Here is a 19,370-nt window from a genome sequence, read left to right as displayed (position 1 = left end):
CAGAATGATGCGCGTTAAGCTGGCGAAGCAGATTTTTGTATTTACTCCGCTGTGGCTTGTCCTCACTTTGACCGCTTTTACTATTTTAATCAACTTGTCATGGTGGCAACTGAGCAGGGCTGCAGAGAAAACAGAATATCTGCAGCGTTTGCAGCAGTTAGCGGAAGATGGCGCACTTACTCCCGCCCAGTTGCAAACAATGGACGCAGCCAGTTTTGATGGTGCCCCATTGGCGGGGGAAGCAAGATGGGTAGCACCTTATATCTGGTTGCTGGACAATCAGATAGTTAATGGTGTAGCGGGCTATGATGTGATTGTGCCAGTTCAGGCTTCAGGGTTGGCTCAGCCAATGCTGGTAAATCTTGGCTGGTTAAGTGGAACACCAAGCCGGGATATATTGCCAGTGCCTGACATCCCGGCAACGTTTAAGCTAGACGGTCTGATTCGGGCAGACGTTAGCGGCCTGATGTTGTTGGGGCAGAATGCAGAAGATACAGGCAAGTGGCCGATGCGAATTCAGCAGGTGGACTATGCCGAATTGTCAGCGCTCAGCAACCTGAAGTTGTACCCAGCCTTGCTGTATCAGCTTCGCGCAAGCAACTATACACCACACTATAAAGCAGTTGTTTTACCGCCAAAGAAACACCGGGGTTATGCATTGCAGTGGTTCTTATTGGCTGTCGCCGTCGTTGGGGTGGCACTGGCGGCCAGTCATCGGGGGAAGGCAAACTATGAATAAAAAGAAGTTTCTGCTGTTGTTTATCCTGTGTTGCGCTTTACCACTGGCGGCCGCCAAGCTGGTATTAGAAATGGGCTGGTTTAGCCGCGGAGCTTCAAGCCACGGCCAGTGGCAGCAGACTGAGGTGTTTCTGTTACCTGCAACAACGGAAAAAGCGCATTGGCGTTTGGCTGTTCCGGCGGCTGAGGGATGTGACAGTCAGTGTCAGCGGGCATTATTCACAGTGCAGCAATTGTATGTTGGGCTGGGGCGCAAGCAACAGCAGCTGCAGCCGGTGTTGCTTGGCGGTACCAAGCCCCCTGAACAGTTTAATGTCTTCAGCAGCTTACAGCCTGAAAGGTCAATACCAGAGACGCTTAATAAGCATATTCTTTTAATCGATCAGCAAGGGTTGGTTTTACTCAGTTATCCTGCCCCGGCCACAGATGCAGATATGGCTGGTGTTGCCAAAGCTATCCGCCAGGATTTACTTAAATTGTTTAATTACGACCGGACCAGCGCATGAAAAAACAACAATGGCTGGCGACCATCGCCATTTTTCTTACCATGGGTGTAATACTGTTGGGTGCCTATACACGCCTGACTGATGCCGGTTTGGGTTGCCCCGATTGGCCGGGTTGTTACGGATTTTTAAAAGTGCCACATCAGGAACATCATATCGCCGCCGCACAGCAGGCCTTTCCTGACAGGCCGCTGGTGCATCATAAAGCCTGGAACGAAATGGTGCACCGCTATTTTGCCGGTAGCCTGGGACTGCTGATTGCAGCCATTTTCTTCAGTAGCATGTTCAGCAGGCAAAGCCCCAAGGCGGTGCCGACGGTGCTGTTGTTGCTGGTAGTATTTCAGGCGGCACTGGGTATGTGGACAGTAACATTGAACCTGCTGCCTTTGGTGGTCATGGGGCATCTGCTTGGCGGTTTTACTCTGCTTAGCTTGCTGGCAGTGTACTGGTTAAAACTGCACCCTGATTACAAGGTGCAGGAGCCGCAGCTGGTTTCATTAAAACCTTTTGCTGTGCTGGCGCTCATTGTTCTGGTTAGCCAAATTGCACTTGGCGGCTGGACAGCGGCTAACTATGCAGCACTGGCGTGCATCGAGTTACCGGTCTGTGAACAAGGATGGCTGGAGCGGCTGAATTTTAGCGACGCATTTGATTTACACCTTGGGCATGACGATTATGAATACGGGGTGATGTCTGCTGAAGCCCGGCAGACGGTGCATGTGCTTCACCGCTTTGGTGCTTTGGTGACCCTGGTTATTCTGGCGTCCTTTCTGCTGCAGCTATGGCGTCGGGCAAAGGCACCGCTGATGCGAAAATTAACACTGGCAGCTGTGACACTGCTGTTCGTGCAGTTTAGCCTGGGAGTAATGAATGTTGCTTTGCACTTGCCGCTGCTAAATGCCGTGGCGCATAACTTTGTTGCTGCTAATTTGCTTATGCTGATGGTGGTTATCTATATGCAACTGCGGCACAGCAGTCGCTTTTCAGCGGAGGAGACACTATGACTGCCATTGTGAAAGCAAGGCCGGGAATAAACCGGGTTCGTGATTATCTGGAACTGACCAAGCCTAAAGTTGTGGCTTTGCTGGTTCTGACTGCCTGGGTCGGCATGATGCTGGCGGTGCCTGGCATACCTGAACTGACGACGCTAGTCATGGCGACACTGGGCATAGGCCTGCTGTCTGCAGCTGCTGCAGCGATGAATCATGTTGTTGATAAACGCATTGATGCACAAATGGCCCGTACTTACAGCCGGCCTGTGGCAAAAGGCCGTATCAGTACAGTACAGGCTGCCAGTTTTGCCTTTACGCTGGCGCTGAGCGGCTTTATTTTACTTTATTTTGCCGTCAATGCCCTGACGGCCTGGTTAACGCTGGCCAGCCTGTTCGGTTATGCGGTGGTGTACACTATGTTTTTAAAACGTGCTACACCGCAGAATATTGTCATTGGCGGTTTAGCTGGTGCCATGCCTCCGCTGCTGGGGTGGACTGCTGTGACCGGTGAGCTACATGGCCATGCTTTGCTACTGGTCATGATTATTTTTGCCTGGACTCCACCGCATTTCTGGGCGCTGGCAATCCACCGGCGGGATGACTACGCCAAGGTGAATATGCCAATGCTGCCGGTTACCCACGGTATTGAGTTCACGAAGAGCGTGATCTGTCTTTATACAGTATTACTTTTTCTGGTGTGTCTGATGCCGTATTTAGTTGGTATGAGTGGTGCAATTTACTTGTTGGGCAGTGCCTTGCTTAACCTGAGGTTTATGCAGTACGCCTGGAAGTTGAAGTTTAATCCGGATGCCGGTACGGCGATGGCGACCTTTAAGTTTTCAATTGTGCATCTGATGGTATTATTCCTGCTGTTACTGGTCGACCATTACTTTAAGGTATCGCCTATTTATGTTTCGTAATCTTGGTTATCTGTTGTTGGCAATTACGGCATTGGCTGCTGGGCTGGTGTTTTATCAGGTGTCACAGCTAAATGCAGAGCCTAAACTGGCACTGGTGTATCCTCAGCCCAGAGCGCTGGCAGACTTCGCGCTGACAGATCAGCATGGCCAGGCTGTCAATCGCGAGCGTCTATATGGTAACTGGACACTGGCTTTTGTTGGTTATACGTCTTGTCCGGATATATGCCCGTTGACGCTGGCAAAGCTGGCCGGAGTGCAGCCGGACCTGGCGGCGCTAACGGAACAACCGCTTAAGATCTGGTTTATTTCGGTGGATCCCAAGCGCGACAGTATTGAACAGTTAAATAACTATGTCAGCTACTTTGAGCAGGCTAATGTGCTTGGTATGACAGCAGGGCATGATCAGCTATTTCCATTCGTACGCCAATTGGGGCTGATGTATTCTCTTAGCAGCACTACTGCAGAGGACTATCTGGTCGACCACAGTGCATCAGTTGCATTGATTAACCCGCAAGGCCAACTGGTGGCAATGTTCAAGCCGCCGATGCAACAGGGCGAGCTGCCCGTTATCGACGCCCAGCAATTACTGGCAGATTTCCCGTTGGTACTGAACAAGCTTAAGGCTGGTTAATCCAGGGCTGTGAATACCAGTAGAAGTAGCCTTTTTTACTCAGTGAAGGCGCGGTGCAGTTATATCGAGACCGGCTGCCTTTCAGTACCGAGCTTGCGGTAACACTGAAGGTATTATCGTTATGCCACTGTGGTTTGATAACCTCGCTGCCGGCAAAGCATTGTAACTGCGCCGGGCGAAAATCATCAATCTTAAGCGTCAATTTCAGTGTTGGCGGGTTGGCTGGCGATACCGGATTAACGCCATGATAGTCAGTGATATTAAATGACAGCGTACGCAGCTTCTGGCTTAAGTCATCCATCTGGGCATAACGACCAGCGGCCGGATAACGCGGAATGCGGCTAAGTACTGTGTTGCTACCGATAGCCCCTGATTGCTGGCCGATACCAATGAAACCAAGCTCTGTGACCAGTTGCTCCAACTCCACACTGTACTCGCCGTAGGGATAAGCCAACCACTTATGGCGCTGCCCGGTAACCTGTTCAATTTTGTCCTCGGCGGCCAGAATGCTCTGTTTCATGCGTTCACGCCAGGCTGACCGGCTTTCACCCGGCTCTGGTTGTGCCATATGCTCATGCCACATAGCGTGGTTTGCAACGAACACACCATCATCAGACATCTGTTTTACTTGCTTCCAGCTCAACAAAGGGCCATCACCTTTGTCGATGCTACCTGGGCTGATAAAGATAGTGTAGGGAAAACCAAACTCCTGCAAAATCGGATGGGCAGTACTGAAGTTATTTTCGTAACTGTCATCGAACGTAATCACTACCGCGTTATCAGCAACCGGTTCGCCGTTTTTAATTTGATGAATCAGCTTATCAAGGCCGATTACCTGAAAGCTGTTATCTCTTAAGTACTGCAGGTGCTGACGCAATTCATCTGGCGTGACACTGGTAACTCTGGGCGTATCGGTAGCAACGTGATGATAAATCAGCATGACGGCTGCCTGAGCAGGTTGGATGACCGTTAACAACAGCAAAACAAAAACACGTATCAACATTGCAGAGTCCGGGTATTAGCTGTACTTACTCGCGCCCCAATAGCGTTGCGGACACGAGTAAGTATCACTTACGTTAAATCAGTAGTAAGAGTGCTCGCCACGCTGATGTTCGGTGATATCACGTACACCGCTTAACTCACCGCTAAAACGGTTCAGCAGCTCTTTTTCAATCCCTTCTTTCAGCGTTAAGTCGACTTGCGAGCAGCCATTACAACCACCGCCGAACTGCAACACTGCAACACCATCGCTGGTTAGCTCGATTACTGATACACGGCCACCGTGATTGGCCAACTGAGGATTAATTTCGCTGTCGATGACATACTGCACCCGCTCCACCAGGGAAGCATCGTCACTCACCTTACGTACTTTGGCGTTCGGCGCTTTTAATGTAAGCTGCGATCCCATCTGATCGGTGACAAAATCAATTTCAGCATCAACCAAAAAGGGTTTGCTTTCGTTATCAACAACGGCATCAAAACCGTTAAAGTTCAGTGTCAAATCTGTGTCTTCTACTGCATCAGGCGGACAGTAAGATACGCCACATTCCGCTTGAGCAGTGCCCGGGTTAACCACAAACACCCGAATATTTGTGCCTGCAGGCTGTTTCGATAACAGCTTGGCAAAATGCTGTTGTGCCTGTTCAGAAATCGTAATCATAAGAGTACCTGACTAAATTACTAGGTTAATGGTTATGATACTCCTCCTGTTTCTGTGATGCCAGCCCCGCTTGAGTTTTGCATCTGTTCTGGCTAACTTAGCCGCAGCACAGAGGAAATCAATAATGAAATATTACACTTTACTGGCGCTGCTTGCGCTTAGTGGTTACAGCTTTGCTCAAACTAAATATGTGCCGACAGTACAAAATTCAACCCTGCCTGCACCAGAGCAGGTATTGGGGTTTCAGGTGGGAGACTGGCATGCCCGGCACGACCAGATCCAGCGCTATATGGAGCAGCTTGCTGCTGCATCACCACGGGCGCAGCTGGACACTATTGGTTATAGCCATGAACAGCGGCCGCTATTGCAGCTGGTTATTTCTTCTGAGCAGAATTTGCAGCGTCTGGAACAAATACGCCAGCAGCACGTTAATGCAGTGCGCGATGGCGAAGGTATAGCGGACGATGCACCGGTCATTATCTGGTTGGGTTATAGCATACATGGTAATGAACCCAGCGGCGCCAATGCGGCTTTGCTGGTAGCTCAGTATCTGGCAGCGGCAGAAACGGAAGAGGTTCGCAGCTGGCTGGATAAGGCGGTGATCCTGCTGCAGCCCAGCCTGAATCCGGATGGTCATGATCGTTTTGCGCAGTGGGCTAACAGCCATAAAGGTATGATGGCTGTTTCAGACCCACAACATCGCGAGCACAATGAGCCATGGCCGAATGGCCGTCCCAACCATTACTGGTTTGATTTAAACCGTGACTGGTTGTTATTGCAACACCCTGAAAGCCGGGCCCGTATCGCCCAGTATCAGCAATGGTTGCCCAATATTGTTGCTGATTACCATGAAATGGGTAAAGACAGCACTTTCTTTTTTCAACCGGGTATTCCAAGCCGCAACTATCCGCTGACTCCGAAGCGGAATTTTGTTCTGACACAAGAGTTAGCCAACTTTCATGCTGCTGCATTCGATCAGGCGAAACAGCTGTATTTCACCGAAGAGAGTTTTGATGATTTTTACGTCGGTAAAGGCTCAACCTATCCTGATATTCAGGGCAGTGTTGGCATTTTATTTGAGCAGGCCAGCAGTCGGGGGCACGCCCAGGACACCGACAATGGCTTGCTACTGTTTAGCGATACTATTCAAAACCAGCTGACAGCATCGCTGTCGACGATCAAAGGTGCTGTTAGCAAACGCACAGAGCTACTGTCTTATCAGCAGGATTTCTATAAGTCTGCGCAGCAACAAGCCAGAAATAGCAAAACCAAAGGCTATATGCTGACTGAATCTGCAGACAAAACGCGTTTTGCAGCCTTGCTGGATGTATTGCAACGTCATCATGTCGAAGTGTATCAGCTTAACCGTGACTGGCAGGATGGCGACACCAGTTATGCGGCCGGTGACAGCTATTATGTGCCGTTGCAGCAACCGCAATTCCGCCTGGTTAAAGCGATGTTCAGTACTGAGAAGAATTTTGCCGACAACACCTTTTATGACGTATCGGCCTGGACACTGCCTTATGCTTACAACATTGCCTTTTCCGCTATCAGTCGTGAGCCGGCGAAATCCCAGCTGACCACGTCCTGGCAAAGCAGTGCAGCGAAAAACAAGGCGTTGCCGGTAAATCAATATGCTTATGCGTTTAACTGGCAAGATCAGCAAGCACCGTTGTTACTGCAGGCTTTATTACGGGAAAAGTTGGTGGTTCGCGCAGCAATGGCGGCTTTCACTGCCCGCAGTATTGATAGCGATATCAGCTTTAGTGCCGGGGCTATGGTCGTCGCCGCTGGTTTACAATCAGAAGCAGACTGGTTTAACCGCCTGCAGCGTGTACAGCAGCAGTTTTCCGTACCGGTATATCCTATTAGTTCGGGCTTAACTGCGCAGGGCAGTGATTTGGGCAGTCGCCGGTTTGCTGCGGTTTTACAGCCAACGGTATTGGTATTGGCCGGGCCTGATATTAATTCTACTGAAGCCGGCGAAGCCTGGTATAACCTGGAGCGCCTGGCTGGTGTATCTCCGACGCTTGCCGAACCACAACGTTTGCGTCAGCTTGATTTGAGCCAGTACAGTCATATTATTTTGCCAGATGGCAATTATAACCAGTGGCAAGAGAAAGAGATTAACCAGCTCAAAGAGTGGGCGCAGCGCGGTGGCGTACTATGGGGGCATAAGCGTGGCGCTGCCTGGCTGGCTAAAGTGGGCTTACTAAAAGCCGGCATTTGGCAAGGTGAAGAGATGAGTAGCCTGATCCCGAGTCATGACCTGAGCTATCAGGACAAGGAAATGCTGGCAGGCAAGCAACGCATTGCCGGTGCTATTTATCAGGCCGAACTTGACCTTAGCCATCCGCTGACATTCGGCCTTACACGGACAACGTTACCGGTATTTAAAAACAGTACCTTGCTATTGCAACCCAGCCCAATGCCATTTGTTAATGTGGCACTTTACAGCAGCTCACCACAACTGGCCGGTTATACTGCACCTGAGTATATACCGCGCATCAGCCAGAGTGCGGTGATGCTGGCGCATAATATTGGTAAAGGCAGGGTAATAGCGATGTCGGATAACCCGGTATTTAGGGGATATTTCTACGGCTCCAGCCGTTTGCTGATAAATGCTCTGTATCTGGGCACGGCATTTAGCACGGCGGCAGATTAATCTGCCAAGGTGACGGCTACTGTCCACAGGCTGATGTGTGTTGCTCCGGCGCGACGCAGCAATCGGCACAAGGCATCTGCCGTGGCGCCTGTGGTGATGACATCGTCTACCAGCGCAATGCGGGCGGGTATGGAAGCATTTTCAGCCAGCTTGAATGCTGAGCGAAGATTGTTAAGCCGCTGCCTGCGGTTCAGTCCAACCTGAGCTGTGTTAACCTGTGGCCGTACCAGCAAGGGTAGCAGCGGTATTTTCAGTAGCTGCGAGGCCCGCTTAGCAAGCAAATGTGCCGGATTAAACCCTCGCTTACGTTGTTTTGTAGGGTGCATTGGTACATAGGTTATCGCGTCTGGCAGGTTGGTTTGTTGCGACTGATACTGCCGCAGCAGCGCCGAGAACTGCTGTAGCAGCAGATCGCCTGCGGCGTAATCCTGGGCAAATTTCCATCGTTGTAGCCAATGACGGTAAGGCTGCTGGTAGTAACTGATGCTAAGTAAGCTATCAAGCCTGGTGCCGGGTAAACCCCGCGCAACCTGCGGCAGCCATAATAAATTGTAATGGCATAATTGATAGGGCAAAGACGGTAACGCGTGCTGGCAGGAGTGGCAAAGCTGGCGCTGAAAATGCTGCACCGGTAAACTGCACCACAGGCAGGGCGTAGGCAACACTGAATGCCAGAGTTTGGCTAATAACCTTAGCATATGCTGCTGCACATCCGTTTTCTAATTTTACAATTTTGTAACTATGGCAGCTGATATGATGTCTGACAAACCGACACTGGTTTTATTGCATGGCTGGGGCATGAACCAGGGCGTTTGGCGCTCTGTTACCAGCCAGTTTGAACATAACGTTTCGCTGCTGACTCCTGACTTACCGGGTTTTGGTTTAAGTCAGCAGTACCCTATACCTTATCAGCTGGATGCCGTGATTGAGCTATTGGCTGAGCAGCTCCCTGATGACAGCTATTTGTGTGGCTGGTCACTTGGCGGCTTGCTGGCAATAAGTCTGGCGAAGCGTTTCCCACACAAAGTGAAGCAGTTGGGGTTGGTGGCTGCTTCGCCGTGTTTTGTTGCTGACGCACACTGGCCGGGTATGGCAGAGCATGTACTGCAGCAGTTTGCACAGGCACTGAGCAATAATCTAACGCAAACGATAGAGCGCTTTTTGGCGATTCAGGCTATGGGTAGTAGTAACGCCCGCGAGGACATCAAAGCGCTGCGGCAGGCAATAATGGCTTATCCCGCTGCGCAGCCTGAAGCAGTCGTCGGAGCCTTACAGTTATTGAAGCTGGATTTGCGGGCCGAGTTCGCTGCGTTGACACAACCGATATCTGGTATATTCGGTCGGCTGGATGCGTTGGTGCCGGCTGATGTGGTTGACGCGTTGCAGCTACTTAACCGCAATGCGCAGCTTTCAGTGATTGAACATGCCTCTCACGCCCCTTTTATCTCCCACCCAGAAGCGTTTAATCATTGGCTAAGTGATTGGGTAGGCGTCAAATTGTAACCAGCACAGCAGACCTCGCTTAGCACAGCTTTCCTTTTGGGGCATTTTGGTTAATAATTAGCCAGTATTTGCTAATGTCACCGGAGTTGTATCATGGACATTCAATCTGCATTTTATTCTGGGTTACAGGGGTACTCGCGTGCCAGTGCTGGCGTTACAGACGCGACGGTGAATATTAACCGGCAAACCCAAGTTAACCGACAGAATGAGACAGAGCTGGCGGTGGCCCAGACTGAAGCTGCTGAGCCCGCTCAGCGCCAGCAGACGGCGGAAAAACCGGTATCGCTGACAGACAGCCTGGTGCAACTTGGCCAGGAAGAGCGGTTGGCTCAGGCAAATGTAAAAAGTATTCAAACTGCCGATGAAGTACTGGGCACTGTGATCGATATCAGAGTCTGAAATCATGTTGGTTTCAAATTATCCTAATGTCAGTATTAACACCGCCAATCCACCAACGGAAATGGCGCGGCGTGATGCTGTGCGTCGGGATTTATTTGAACCGGTCAAAGAAGCGGAAAAATCAGGCGCTGAAAAGCCACTGGTTTCTGACGAAAAAGCACGTGCAGCTGGCAGCTCATCGACAGTAAACCTGTATGATGCGCGGGGCAAGGAAACTGAAACCCAGCAAGCGATTGAAGGGCAGAGTGAGCGCGAGCCGGGGCAGGAAAGCGAAGCTGGCAGTGGTGAGCAACCCTCGCAGCAGAATGCCGAACAGCAGACTTCGGCGCAGCAAAAACAGGCAGAGCAGCAGGAACAAAAGCAGATCCAGGAATTGAAAAGCCGGGATCAGGAAGTAAGACAACACGAGCAGGCGCATGCAGCAGCAGGTGGCAGGTATGCCGGTTCGCCAAGTTACTCTTATGAGCAGGGCCCGGATGGCAAGCAATATGCTGTTGGCGGTGAAGTGCCAATAGATGTTTCGCCGGTGGCGGGTGATCCTCAGGCAACAGTGCAAAAGATGCAGCAGGTTCGCTCTGCTGCGCTGGCGCCGGCGGAACCCTCTGCTGCTGACCGCCGTATAGCTGCCGAAGCCGCCCAGACACAAATACAGGCGCAAGCCGAGCTGGTTGAGCAAAACTCTGCTGTTACGCAAAGCAAAAATCCTGAGCGGGCAGAGCAAGGCGGTAGTTTTGCAGAGCAGGTGACACAAACTGAAATTAGTTACAGTGTGTCAGATACAGAAGGCAGTACTGCTATTGTTTATCCACAGCGCGACACTTTGGCCAGCTCTGCCCAGATGCAATTGCGTCGTAACGTCATAGCCGGGTTTTATCAGCAAGCAACAGAACCTAATATCAAACAGTACTTACAGCAGGCCTGAGTGAACCACAGGCTTCAATGTTACGCATTTCTCCATAACCTACTGAATTATAATAAATAGATTAATAATAGATACTAAAACGGCCTCAAATAGTGCTGGTATCGCCAGTGTCTGATTGTTCCACTTTCTGTCTTACTTCATGCTGAGCAGCAAACTGTCTGACGCAACCAGTCATGCAGTAACTGATTTATCTGAATAAATACAGGAAGAGATTATGGCGCGATGGCTATTGAGCTTGATATTAATTTTTGCAGCACTGGCTAGTGGTACTGAAAGTTTAGCAAACACAAAAACTGAAACTGTTTTGTCTGATCCTGCTGTTAACACCGTTACATCTGTGGGTGTTCAACCGTCTGTTGAAGACGGTCCTTATGCTTTTTTCAGTGATAGTGAACAGCAACTACAGATTAAATGGCTATGTGAAACAGGGGTGGTAGAAAAGACTCAACCAATCACGGAGGCTATTGCGCCGGTTTGCGCATATCCACGTGAGATCACTCTTCATCATAATCAAACACTTGAACCACTGTTACGCTACCAGACTGATACTGTTGCAGTGATCAGTGATATTCATGGTCAGTATGACCTGATGAAAAAACTCCTGAGTGCGCACGCAGTGGTAAATGCCGACGCAAACTGGTCGTTTGGGCAGGGGCACCTGGTTGTTATTGGTGATGTCATGGATCGGGGGGATAAAGTTACCGAAATACTCTGGTGGCTTTATCAACTCGAGCAACAGGCTGAAGCGGCGGGCGGTAAGGTGCATTTATTGCTGGGTAATCATGAAACTATGGTGCTGTACAATGACCTGCGCTACATAAACAAAAAGTACCAGCTAGTCGCAGAGAAATTTGGCGTTGGCTACAGCAGCTTATTCAGCGAGAACTCAGTGCTGGGGCAGTGGTTACGTAATAAGCCTGTACTGGCGCAGATTAATGACATGCTGTTTGTACATGGAGGATTGCATCCGGATTATCTAGCCCTGGGAATGTCTATGGCTGAGGTCAATGAACAGTTTCGTTTGTCGCTGGGCATACCCCGTGACAAGTTAAAGGAAGTTCCGGTTTTGAATTTTCTGTATGGATCTTTAGGGCCGTTGTGGTATCGCGGCTATTTCCGGCCGGAACAGGCTATTACAGAACCTCTTTTGTCGCAGTTACTTACCACTCTTAATGTCAACCGTATTGTCGTAGGCCACACCTCCATGGATGGCGTTTACTCACACTTTGCCGGCAGGGTCATCTCTATCGACAGCAATATTAAGCGTGGTAAAACTGGCGAGATGATGTTTTGGCAACATGGCAAACTTACTCGCGGCACTATAAGCGGCGAAAAGTTACCCATGCGTTCCTTGCCGAATACTGCAAATCCTGCAAATTAACCCTTCTGTTACCACATATTTAGCGCTGGTCTTCAGCTGGTTGTTTTTTATGTTATTGATTTATAAAAGATAGATATTAAATAGAGTTTGAACTGGTTAAGAAAGGAGTTACCTGCCATTGCAATGACATCTAACACAGCGATAAACCTGCAAGCAGTAAGCCGGAGGTATTTCCGCCCATACCGGTTTTGCTGCCTGGTTGCAGATCAGAAACGCCAGAGTAAATAAAAAACACGGATAAAACTTGGGAACAATAAAATGAATAAGAAATCAGCAGTGGCGCAGGCCGTCAAAACTGTAATGCTGACAGGCATGTTTAGCGGTGTGGTTTTCACCGGAGCCAGTTACGCGCAGGATAATACAGCAGAGTCAAACGAAACCGGTAAAGTTGAACGTATTGAAGTAACGGGTTCCCGCATCAAGCGCACGGATATGGAGGGTGTTGCTCCTGTTACTGTTATTTCTGCAGAAGAGATTGAAAAAAGCGGCTTTACCAGTGTTGAAGAGATACTGCAGGCGTCGGTAGCCAATGCCGGACGTACTGTTGAAGGCAATGAAAGTAGCTGGACTCAGGGAGCCAGTACGATCAACTTACGTGGTATGGGCGCAAACCGCACTCTGGTGCTGGTCAACGGTAAGCGGGTGCCGCAATACCCTGCAGCAACGGGTGGCACCACGAACTTTGTTAACACTTCAACCTTTCCTACCAGCGCAGTAGAACGGGTAGAAATTCTGACCGGAGGCGCTTCAGCTATTTACGGTTCGGACGCGGTTGGTGGTGTAGTAAACATTATTCTGAAGAAGTCTTATGACGGGTCTTCGCTCGACGTACGGTATGAGAACCCTCAGCATGGCGGTGCAGACCGGCAGCGGGCTACATACACTGGCGGCTTTGAAACCAAACTCGGCCAGACTGTGCTGGTGGTTGAGTATGCAAACGATGAAATATTACGGGCAGGTCAGCGTGAAATGACACGTGTTGGTGGGCCTGATGGCACCGATACCTACAGCTCTACTTCAGCTTATCTGCGTGACTATGATAAGACATTCCATAATATCGGCGTGTCGGGCTCTTCTGCATCTTACATTATGGCCAACCAACAGCAATGTGCTGAACTGTTTGGTGAGCGCGGTATCTGGAATGACGCTGAAAGTCGTTATAAATGCCGCTTTGACTCTGTCTCGGACGATGGCCTGCACACAGGTAAAGAAGAATTTAACCTGGTATTAAGCCAACACGGTGACCTGACTGATAACTGGCAATACAGCGTATTACTGCAAGGCAGTGATAAAACAACCAAGCGGGGCAATGGTCAGAAAAGTATCAGCCCGTATATCTATATGGATGCAGATAACCCGGGCACTTACAGCTACGATGCCGCAGAATTTGCCAATAGCCGGGAATTCCGTGTGTACCGGCGCTTAGATGACTATGGCCAAATTCGTGATTACACCGGTAAAGAGAAAAACTTCAATGGCTCAATCGGTGTAAATGGTAGCGTAGGTGAATACGAGCTGGAACTGAACTGGGCTTATGGTAAAAGCTCTTTCAACCGCATCGGCCGCAATCAGATGCGTGCCGATCGTCTGCTGGATGTGATCAGCTTTGATCCTGCCGATTCAGCTAATCCGGAAAAATGGTACCCGCTGGACAAAATGACGCCAGAACAGGTGCAGTATCTGTATGCCGAAACCCTGACTGATGCTGATTCAGGCATGAATCAGTTTTCAGCCGTATTAACCGGTGATCTGATTGACCTGCCTGCCGGCCCGGTGCAGTTTGCCGCATCTGCTGAATGGGCGCGTGACTGGTATTCAGATATCAAAGATGCCGATACGTTAAGTGGTAATTTGATTGGTCAGGGCGGCACACAAGGCCGCGGCTCGCGTAAGCGCTATGCCGCAGCGGGTGAACTTGCTATTCCAGTGCTTGACCGTGGTTCAGACTGGGGTGGGTTAGATGCCAGCGTTGCACTGCGCTATGACAAATATGATGATAAATCTAACGTAGGCGGTGCTTTTACGCCGCAGGCTGGCTTAGTTTACCGACCTAACGAGAGTTGGTTGCTACGTGCCAATCTGGGACGCAGTTTCCGGGCGCCAGATTTACACCGCATGTATGCCGGTGTCAGCCGTTCTTTTGGTGAAACCAGCCGTCGTGTAGACATTAACCACCCGATTGGTTTGGATGACAGCTACGAATCTATCAGTGCCGGTAACCTTGCCCTGACAGAGGAGAAAGGCAAGTTCTGGAACCTTGGCGCTGTGGCAGAACTGACGGATAACATTAGCGCCAGTCTGGATTTTTGGAACATTGAGCTGCGCGGCGCGGTGTATACAGAAAGCGTAGACCGTATTCTGGACAATCCGGCGTACGATATGACAGGCGTTGCCGCAAATTGTAATGAACTGGATACGCTGGGTTATATCATGCAGCAGCCATCAGGGCAGGCGTATAAAGACTTACTGTGTGTAAGACGCGGCATTATCAATAGCGCCTATGAAGCGTCACGCGGTATTGATGGTGAAGTAAGCTACAGCCTGGATCTGGACACGCTGGGTAGTCTGAAATTCACTGCTGCAGCATCTTATACGCTGGAAAAAGAATATCAGGCGTTTGCTGGTGGTGAGGTAGTTGAAGAGACTAAAGATGATTATCTGCCAAAGTGGAAAGGGAACTTATCTGCACGCTGGAATTATGGCGACCTGAGCATGAACCTGGCCTGGTATTACCTGGGAACCGGCGAAGGCCGCGATCAGTGGCAACTGATTGACGCGGATGGTGAAGAATATAAAAACTATGTCCACAGTAAGCTGGCGCCGTTTAAGCGGATTAACTTTAACACCAGTTACCGCTTTAACAGCAGCAATAAGCTGACACTGGGTATTAATAATCTGGCTGATGAGAAACCTCCTGTCTATGTGCCAGGCCATCCTGAGCGCAACGAGCATCCATACTATCCAACCAGCAGTGGATATAACATTTTAGGCCGCACTTTCTACGCCAGTTACGAGTTACGTTTCTGATAAAGCGGTAGCTTAGTTGATATAGCCCCGATAACGGGGCTTTTGTTATTGCAAAGGAAACGCCATGCTCCGTATTGGATTGTTTTTATTCAGTTGCTGGATCTCGTCACTGCATGCACTGACTTATCAGCAACCCGATGGTCGGTTAGCGCAACTGGTTGATGCTGCCAGCAGTATCAACTGGCAGCTTTCGGCCAGTGAAAAATGGCTGCTTCAGACCGAGGTCGCTGCTTATCCTGAGTTACAAATGTTGTCACAGCAGACTGCTGCTCTGGCTGGGTTGCAGATCAATTTGTCCCAGCTAAGTGCTGGGTTAGGTCGCGGCTATCAGCGTATTAGTATAAAAAGCATGCAGCAGGCAACCCGGTATGAATGGTCGGCGAATACCGGACAAGCGCTATTTAGCCCGCGTTTATCACCGGATGAACAGTGGCTTAGTGTTGTTGTGGCAGAACCTCACGGGCTCTTTATTGAACTGATGAATTTGCAAACCGGCAAGCGTAAACGCATGCGTCAGCGTTTAAATGCTGTCCTGGGCATTCAGTATCAGTGGCTGGCCGACAGCTCAGGAGTGGTCGCTGCTGTTGCTACTTCGCCAGATACACCGTTACAGAAAGCGTTATCAATACAGCCTGTAGTGCGTGAAAGCACGGGTAAAGCTGCGAAATTGCGCACTTTTCAGCACTTGCTGCAATCGGATAACGATGCTGCTTATTTTGAGCAGTTAGTTCAAAGCCGGCTGGTGCGGGTGTCAACGCGGCTAGCAATTAAAACAATTGCTGAGCTGCCTTTGTATGCCTTCTCATTGTCACCGGACAACCGTTTTATCCTGACACAGCAGCTTAGCCGTCCATATTCTTTCCGTGTGCGTTATACTCATTTTCCTCGCCAGGCTGCCATCTACGACCTGCGTGGACACAAACTATTTGATGCGGGTTCTCTGGATTTACATGAGAGCCGTAAAACCCGCAATGGGCCGCGTATTCTGAGTTGGCAACCACATCAACCAGCTACTCTGTACTGGATAGCAAAAAGTGATGATAAAGCCAGTAACGATGAGATCTGGCAGTGGTCGGCGCCTTTTTCAGAGAAGCCACATTTGTTGTATACAACAGCATGGCGTTATAAAAGGCTGCTTTGGTCAGACAACAAACTTGCCATTTTGTATGAGACAGATGAAGAAACCGAACAGGAAAGGGCGTGGTTGTTTGCAGCAGGGCTGTCTGACACACCTCAGCTTTGGTATCAACGGCATATAAAAGATCAGTATGCGTTGCCCGGCGAACCTTTACTGGCAAAAAACCGCTATTTCCGCCAGGTACTGCAACGTAGTGAGTCCGGTGAGCTTTATATACGAAGCCGGGATAATACAACGCTGCAGGCCCGGTTGCTAAAAATGATGCCGGCAACACAGCAACAAACATTACTTTGGCAATCGGCAGCTGATGCAGAAGAAACTCCTTTGGCACTGTTGACTGACGAAACATTGCTGTTTACCCGGCAAACACCGGTTCAGCCGCCAGAGTTGTATTTAAAAACTGTACAAGGGGCGGTGCAGCAACTCACCGCCAGGCCTCATCCGGCGCCGGTTCTTGCACAGGTGCAACAGCAGCTAGTTGAATATCAACGTAAAGATGGGGTTAAGCTAAGTGGGCGGCTGTATCTGCCTGGCGGGTATAAACCCGCTGATGGCCCATTGCCGGTATTAATGTGGGCCTATCCCCGGGAATATACATCAGTAACTCTGGCAGAGCAGCGTACTGTACCCGAACAACGGTTTGCCAATTTCAGGCCCACCAGTGCGCAACCCTTTGTTGCGTTGGGCTATGCTGTTTTTGATCAGGTGACTATGCCCATTATCAGCACTGAAGGCGCTTTGCCAAACGACAACTTTTTACCTCAGCTTATTGCTAACGCAGAAGCGGCAGTAGATGTACTGGTAAACCTGGGCGTCGCAGAACGTGGCAACATTGCAGTGGCCGGGCATTCTTATGGCGCTTTCATGGTTGCTAACCTTTTGGCGCATACCGACCTTTTTGCAGCGGGCATAGCCCGCAGTGGTGCTTACAACCGTTCATTGACGCCTTTCGGTTTCCAATCCGAAAAGCGCAGTTTGTGGCAAAATACTGCTTTGTATACCAAGATGTCCCCTTTTCTGCATGCAGATCAGATCAACGCCCCTTTGTTACTGATCCACGGCGAGGCAGACGCCAACTCTGGCACCTTCCCGCTGCAGTCTGTGCGTTTATTTGATGCACTACAGGGCTTGGGTAAGCAAAGCAGATTAGTGTTATTGCCTTTTGAAGGACATCATTACCAGAGCCGCGAATCGTTATTGCATATGTTGTGGGAGCAGCAAAAATGGTTGTCCCGCCACCTTAAAGCGACACCCGCTATGCATGCAGTACACTGAGCAGAGGTTGATATGGCGGCCTTGTTTGGCAGTGAAAAAGGCTTTTTGCCGGCGGGTTGTGTTAAGATTTGCCGGCGAAACTTCTTTTAGGTACACCTGTATTGGTAATGCATGATAACGCAGCGATCTTTTTATCTGGCAGAACTTCTAGTCAATCCCGCTGAGCTGAGCCTTTGCACAGCGGCAGGAGCCGGGACGTCAGTGCAGCAGAAGCCAATGGAAGTGCTGGCTTATCTGGCACAACAACATCCTGCACTGGTAAGCAGGCAGGAATTGATTGACGTCGTGTGGGCTGGCAACAGTTATGTTGGTGAAAAAGCCCTGACCAATGCTATCTGGCAATTGCGTGCTTCGCTGCAACAACTTGCTGAATCAGAACTAATCAACACAGTGCGGAAAAAAGGCTACCGGCTGGCTGTGGCACCTGTGTATCTGACAGAGCAAAATGCAACTTTACCTGCTCCGGTTGAACCTGCAACAAAGGCTGCAACGGCGCGACGAAAAACAGTTCTGTGGTCAGCCGCAGGGGTAATACTGGTTACCCTGTTGGCTATCGTGGCTTATTACAATACGGCAGTCACCGCTAAAGACACCGCTGCGCATATAGTGTCACTGACCAAAGGTAATGGCCGCGCCATGTTCCCGGCCTTGTCGCCGGACGAGCGTTATCTGGTATTCAGCTGGCGAAAATTCGAAATGGCCAGCAATCTGTATTTGCTGGATATGCAGAATACGTCTGCACCTGCGCGACAGCTTACCTTTAGTGTGGATGATGAAAGCCGGCCTTTGTGGTCAAAAGATGGCCGGCATATTTATTATTCCAGCAAAACAGCGGTTTACGGTGAGTGCTATATTATGCAGCTGGATACGGTAACGCTGGCCAGCAAGCGGTTAGCAGCCTGTAACCGCCACAGTACTGTGTATATGGATATCTCAGCTGACGGCCGATATTTGGCATTCAGTGGCCGTTTGCAGCCTGATGGCGCCAGTTTGTACCGCCTCGACTTACAAAATCCGGAAGCTGAACCTCAGACTGTACCATGCCTGCAGTATTGTCAGTACCGGGTAAGAGATATGGCCTTTTCGCCTGATGGCCGTTATCTGGCTCTGACCCGCCGTGCTCATCGTCTGTCTGAAGAAATATATTTGCACGATCTCGCCACCGGCCAGGAGCAAAAGCTGACAAGCGGTGAAGAGGATATTTTGGGGTTAAGCTGGCACCCGGATAGTGAGCGGTTAGTGTTTTCGACGTTCAGGCATGGCAAACGTCAGGGCTATTTGTTGAATGTGACTGATCGGCAATTGCAGCCTCTTGAGCTGGAAGATTTTGCCTGGCCAAGTCGTATCTTGCCTAATGGTGATGTGTTTTATCATTCCAACAACAATATGCCTCAGTTGGGTTATTTGCCATTAAATCAGAGTGTTACTGGGGCTGTGTTTCCGCTGACGGCTGCGGATGCCCGATATGAAGCGCCGCACTACAATAAAAAGCAGCATGCACTGGCTTATGTCAGTAATGAGTCTGGCTATATGGAAATATGGAAAGCCGACCTGAATATGGAAAACAGGCAACAATTAACCCAACTGCACGGCATGGTAAAGTATCCTCAATGGTC

16 protein-coding genes are annotated in these 19,370 nt (G+C 49.9%); 13 read left to right on the top strand and 3 right to left on the bottom strand.

The window, feature by feature from the left end:
- Window positions 1-4: 4 nt before the first annotated feature.
- From LHL18_RS18400 to LHL18_RS18380, 5 genes are read left to right on the top strand one after another with little or no spacing between them, the layout of a single operon-like run.
- The gene (locus LHL18_RS18400) at window positions 5-739 is read left to right on the top strand and encodes an SURF1 family protein (RefSeq protein ID WP_226768184.1); all 735 of its coding nucleotides are present in this window, start codon (window positions 5-7) and stop codon (window positions 737-739) included.
- The gene (locus tag LHL18_RS18395) at window positions 732-1,244 is read left to right on the top strand and encodes a hypothetical protein (protein ID WP_134058673.1); all 513 of its coding nucleotides are present in this window, start codon (window positions 732-734) and stop codon (window positions 1,242-1,244) included. The genes LHL18_RS18400 and LHL18_RS18395 overlap by 8 nt, the downstream gene beginning before the upstream one ends.
- Complete coding sequence (locus LHL18_RS18390; protein ID WP_134058670.1) at window positions 1,241-2,245, top strand: COX15/CtaA family protein; 1,005 nt, start codon at window positions 1,241-1,243, stop codon at window positions 2,243-2,245. The genes LHL18_RS18395 and LHL18_RS18390 overlap by 4 nt, the downstream gene beginning before the upstream one ends.
- Entirely contained in the window at window positions 2,242-3,153 is a 912-nt protein-coding gene (cyoE, locus tag LHL18_RS18385) for a heme o synthase (RefSeq protein ID WP_226768183.1), read from the top strand. The genes LHL18_RS18390 and cyoE overlap by 4 nt, the downstream gene beginning before the upstream one ends.
- The gene (locus LHL18_RS18380; RefSeq protein ID WP_226768182.1) at window positions 3,143-3,784 is read left to right on the top strand and encodes an SCO family protein; all 642 of its coding nucleotides are present in this window, start codon (window positions 3,143-3,145) and stop codon (window positions 3,782-3,784) included. The genes cyoE and LHL18_RS18380 overlap by 11 nt, the downstream gene beginning before the upstream one ends.
- On the opposite strand, the gene LHL18_RS18375 is transcribed toward LHL18_RS18380, so the two are convergent.
- Window positions 3,771-4,787: a polysaccharide deacetylase family protein gene (locus tag LHL18_RS18375; RefSeq protein ID WP_226768181.1), complete on the bottom strand. Its 1,017-nt coding sequence runs from the start codon at window positions 4,785-4,787 to the stop codon at window positions 3,771-3,773. The two genes, LHL18_RS18380 and LHL18_RS18375, sit on opposite strands and share 14 nt — an antisense overlap.
- Window positions 4,788-4,865: 78 nt before the next feature.
- Entirely contained in the window at window positions 4,866-5,444 is a 579-nt protein-coding gene (gene nfuA, locus LHL18_RS18370; RefSeq protein WP_134058658.1) for a Fe-S biogenesis protein NfuA, read from the bottom strand.
- Window positions 5,445-5,568: 124 nt separating this feature from the next.
- Here nfuA and LHL18_RS18365 point away from each other — a divergent pair, with 124 nt between their 5' ends.
- Window positions 5,569-8,109, top strand: a complete 2,541-nt coding sequence (locus LHL18_RS18365) for a M14 family zinc carboxypeptidase (RefSeq protein WP_226768180.1) — start codon at window positions 5,569-5,571, stop codon at window positions 8,107-8,109.
- Here the strand turns inward: LHL18_RS18365 and LHL18_RS18360 are convergent.
- Window positions 8,106-8,807 (bottom strand): ComF family protein, encoded by a 702-nt coding sequence (locus LHL18_RS18360; RefSeq protein ID WP_226768179.1) that lies wholly within the window; start codon window positions 8,805-8,807, stop codon window positions 8,106-8,108. The two genes, LHL18_RS18365 and LHL18_RS18360, sit on opposite strands and share 4 nt — an antisense overlap.
- A 55-nt stretch (window positions 8,808-8,862) precedes the next feature.
- On the opposite strand from LHL18_RS18360, the gene bioH reads away from it, so the two are divergent.
- The 7 genes from bioH to LHL18_RS18325 form a co-directional block, all read left to right on the top strand.
- On the top strand, window positions 8,863-9,612 hold the full coding sequence (gene bioH / locus LHL18_RS18355) for a pimeloyl-ACP methyl ester esterase BioH (protein WP_226768178.1): 750 nt from the start codon (window positions 8,863-8,865) through the stop codon (window positions 9,610-9,612).
- Between the two features lie 93 nt (window positions 9,613-9,705).
- Window positions 9,706-10,011, top strand: coding sequence for an excinuclease ATPase subunit (locus LHL18_RS18350; protein ID WP_226768177.1), 306 nt, complete (start codon window positions 9,706-9,708; stop codon window positions 10,009-10,011).
- 4 nt (window positions 10,012-10,015) lie between these two features.
- Window positions 10,016-10,933 (top strand): putative metalloprotease CJM1_0395 family protein, encoded by a 918-nt coding sequence (locus LHL18_RS18345; RefSeq protein ID WP_226768176.1) that lies wholly within the window; start codon window positions 10,016-10,018, stop codon window positions 10,931-10,933.
- Window positions 10,934-11,237: 304 nt separating this feature from the next.
- Window positions 11,238-12,314 (top strand): metallophosphoesterase, encoded by a 1,077-nt coding sequence (locus LHL18_RS18340; RefSeq protein ID WP_166670477.1) that lies wholly within the window; start codon window positions 11,238-11,240, stop codon window positions 12,312-12,314.
- 258 nt (window positions 12,315-12,572) lie between these two features.
- A complete protein-coding gene (locus LHL18_RS18335) occupies window positions 12,573-15,341 on the top strand; it encodes a TonB-dependent receptor domain-containing protein (RefSeq protein ID WP_226768175.1) in 2,769 nt (922 codons plus the stop codon).
- Between the two features lie 64 nt (window positions 15,342-15,405).
- Complete coding sequence (locus tag LHL18_RS18330) at window positions 15,406-17,754, top strand: alpha/beta hydrolase family protein (RefSeq protein WP_226768174.1); 2,349 nt, start codon at window positions 15,406-15,408, stop codon at window positions 17,752-17,754.
- A gap of 201 nt (window positions 17,755-17,955) precedes the next feature.
- Window positions 17,956-19,370: winged helix-turn-helix domain-containing protein (locus tag LHL18_RS18325; RefSeq protein ID WP_226768173.1), on the top strand; the 1,415-nt coding region annotated here is incomplete at its 3' end.

Origin of the sequence: Rheinheimera aquimaris, assembly GCF_020531985.1 — a bacterium.
Classification (GTDB): domain Bacteria; phylum Pseudomonadota; class Gammaproteobacteria; order Enterobacterales; family Alteromonadaceae; genus Alishewanella; species Alishewanella aquimaris.
Note: the sequence above shows the minus strand (reverse complement) of the source record. Positions and strands in the feature narration are given on the sequence as shown.

What these genes read in the sequence shown, in the direction of transcription:
- LHL18_RS18390 (WP_134058670.1), top strand. Translation starts at nt 1,241, where the DNA reads ATGAAAAAACAACAATGGCTGGCGACCATCGCCATTTTTCTTACCATG.
- bioH (WP_226768178.1), top strand. Translation starts at nt 8,863, where the DNA reads ATGATGTCTGACAAACCGACACTGGTTTTATTGCATGGCTGGGGCATG.
- LHL18_RS18380 (WP_226768182.1), top strand. Translation starts at nt 3,143, where the DNA reads ATGTTTCGTAATCTTGGTTATCTGTTGTTGGCAATTACGGCATTGGCT.
- LHL18_RS18335 (WP_226768175.1), top strand. Translation starts at nt 12,573, where the DNA reads ATGAATAAGAAATCAGCAGTGGCGCAGGCCGTCAAAACTGTAATGCTG.
- LHL18_RS18345 (WP_226768176.1), top strand. Translation starts at nt 10,016, where the DNA reads ATGTTGGTTTCAAATTATCCTAATGTCAGTATTAACACCGCCAATCCA.
- LHL18_RS18350 (WP_226768177.1), top strand. Translation starts at nt 9,706, where the DNA reads ATGGACATTCAATCTGCATTTTATTCTGGGTTACAGGGGTACTCGCGT.
- LHL18_RS18400 (WP_226768184.1), top strand. Translation starts at nt 5, where the DNA reads ATGATGCGCGTTAAGCTGGCGAAGCAGATTTTTGTATTTACTCCGCTG.
- LHL18_RS18360 (WP_226768179.1), bottom strand. Translation starts at nt 8,807, where the DNA reads ATGCTAAGGTTATTAGCCAAACTCTGGCATTCAGTGTTGCCTACGCCC.
- nfuA (WP_134058658.1), bottom strand. Translation starts at nt 5,444, where the DNA reads ATGATTACGATTTCTGAACAGGCACAACAGCATTTTGCCAAGCTGTTA.
- LHL18_RS18330 (WP_226768174.1), top strand. Translation starts at nt 15,406, where the DNA reads ATGCTCCGTATTGGATTGTTTTTATTCAGTTGCTGGATCTCGTCACTG.
- LHL18_RS18375 (WP_226768181.1), bottom strand. Translation starts at nt 4,787, where the DNA reads ATGTTGATACGTGTTTTTGTTTTGCTGTTGTTAACGGTCATCCAACCT.
- LHL18_RS18365 (WP_226768180.1), top strand. Translation starts at nt 5,569, where the DNA reads ATGAAATATTACACTTTACTGGCGCTGCTTGCGCTTAGTGGTTACAGC.
- LHL18_RS18395 (WP_134058673.1), top strand. Translation starts at nt 732, where the DNA reads ATGAATAAAAAGAAGTTTCTGCTGTTGTTTATCCTGTGTTGCGCTTTA.
- cyoE (WP_226768183.1), top strand. Translation starts at nt 2,242, where the DNA reads ATGACTGCCATTGTGAAAGCAAGGCCGGGAATAAACCGGGTTCGTGAT.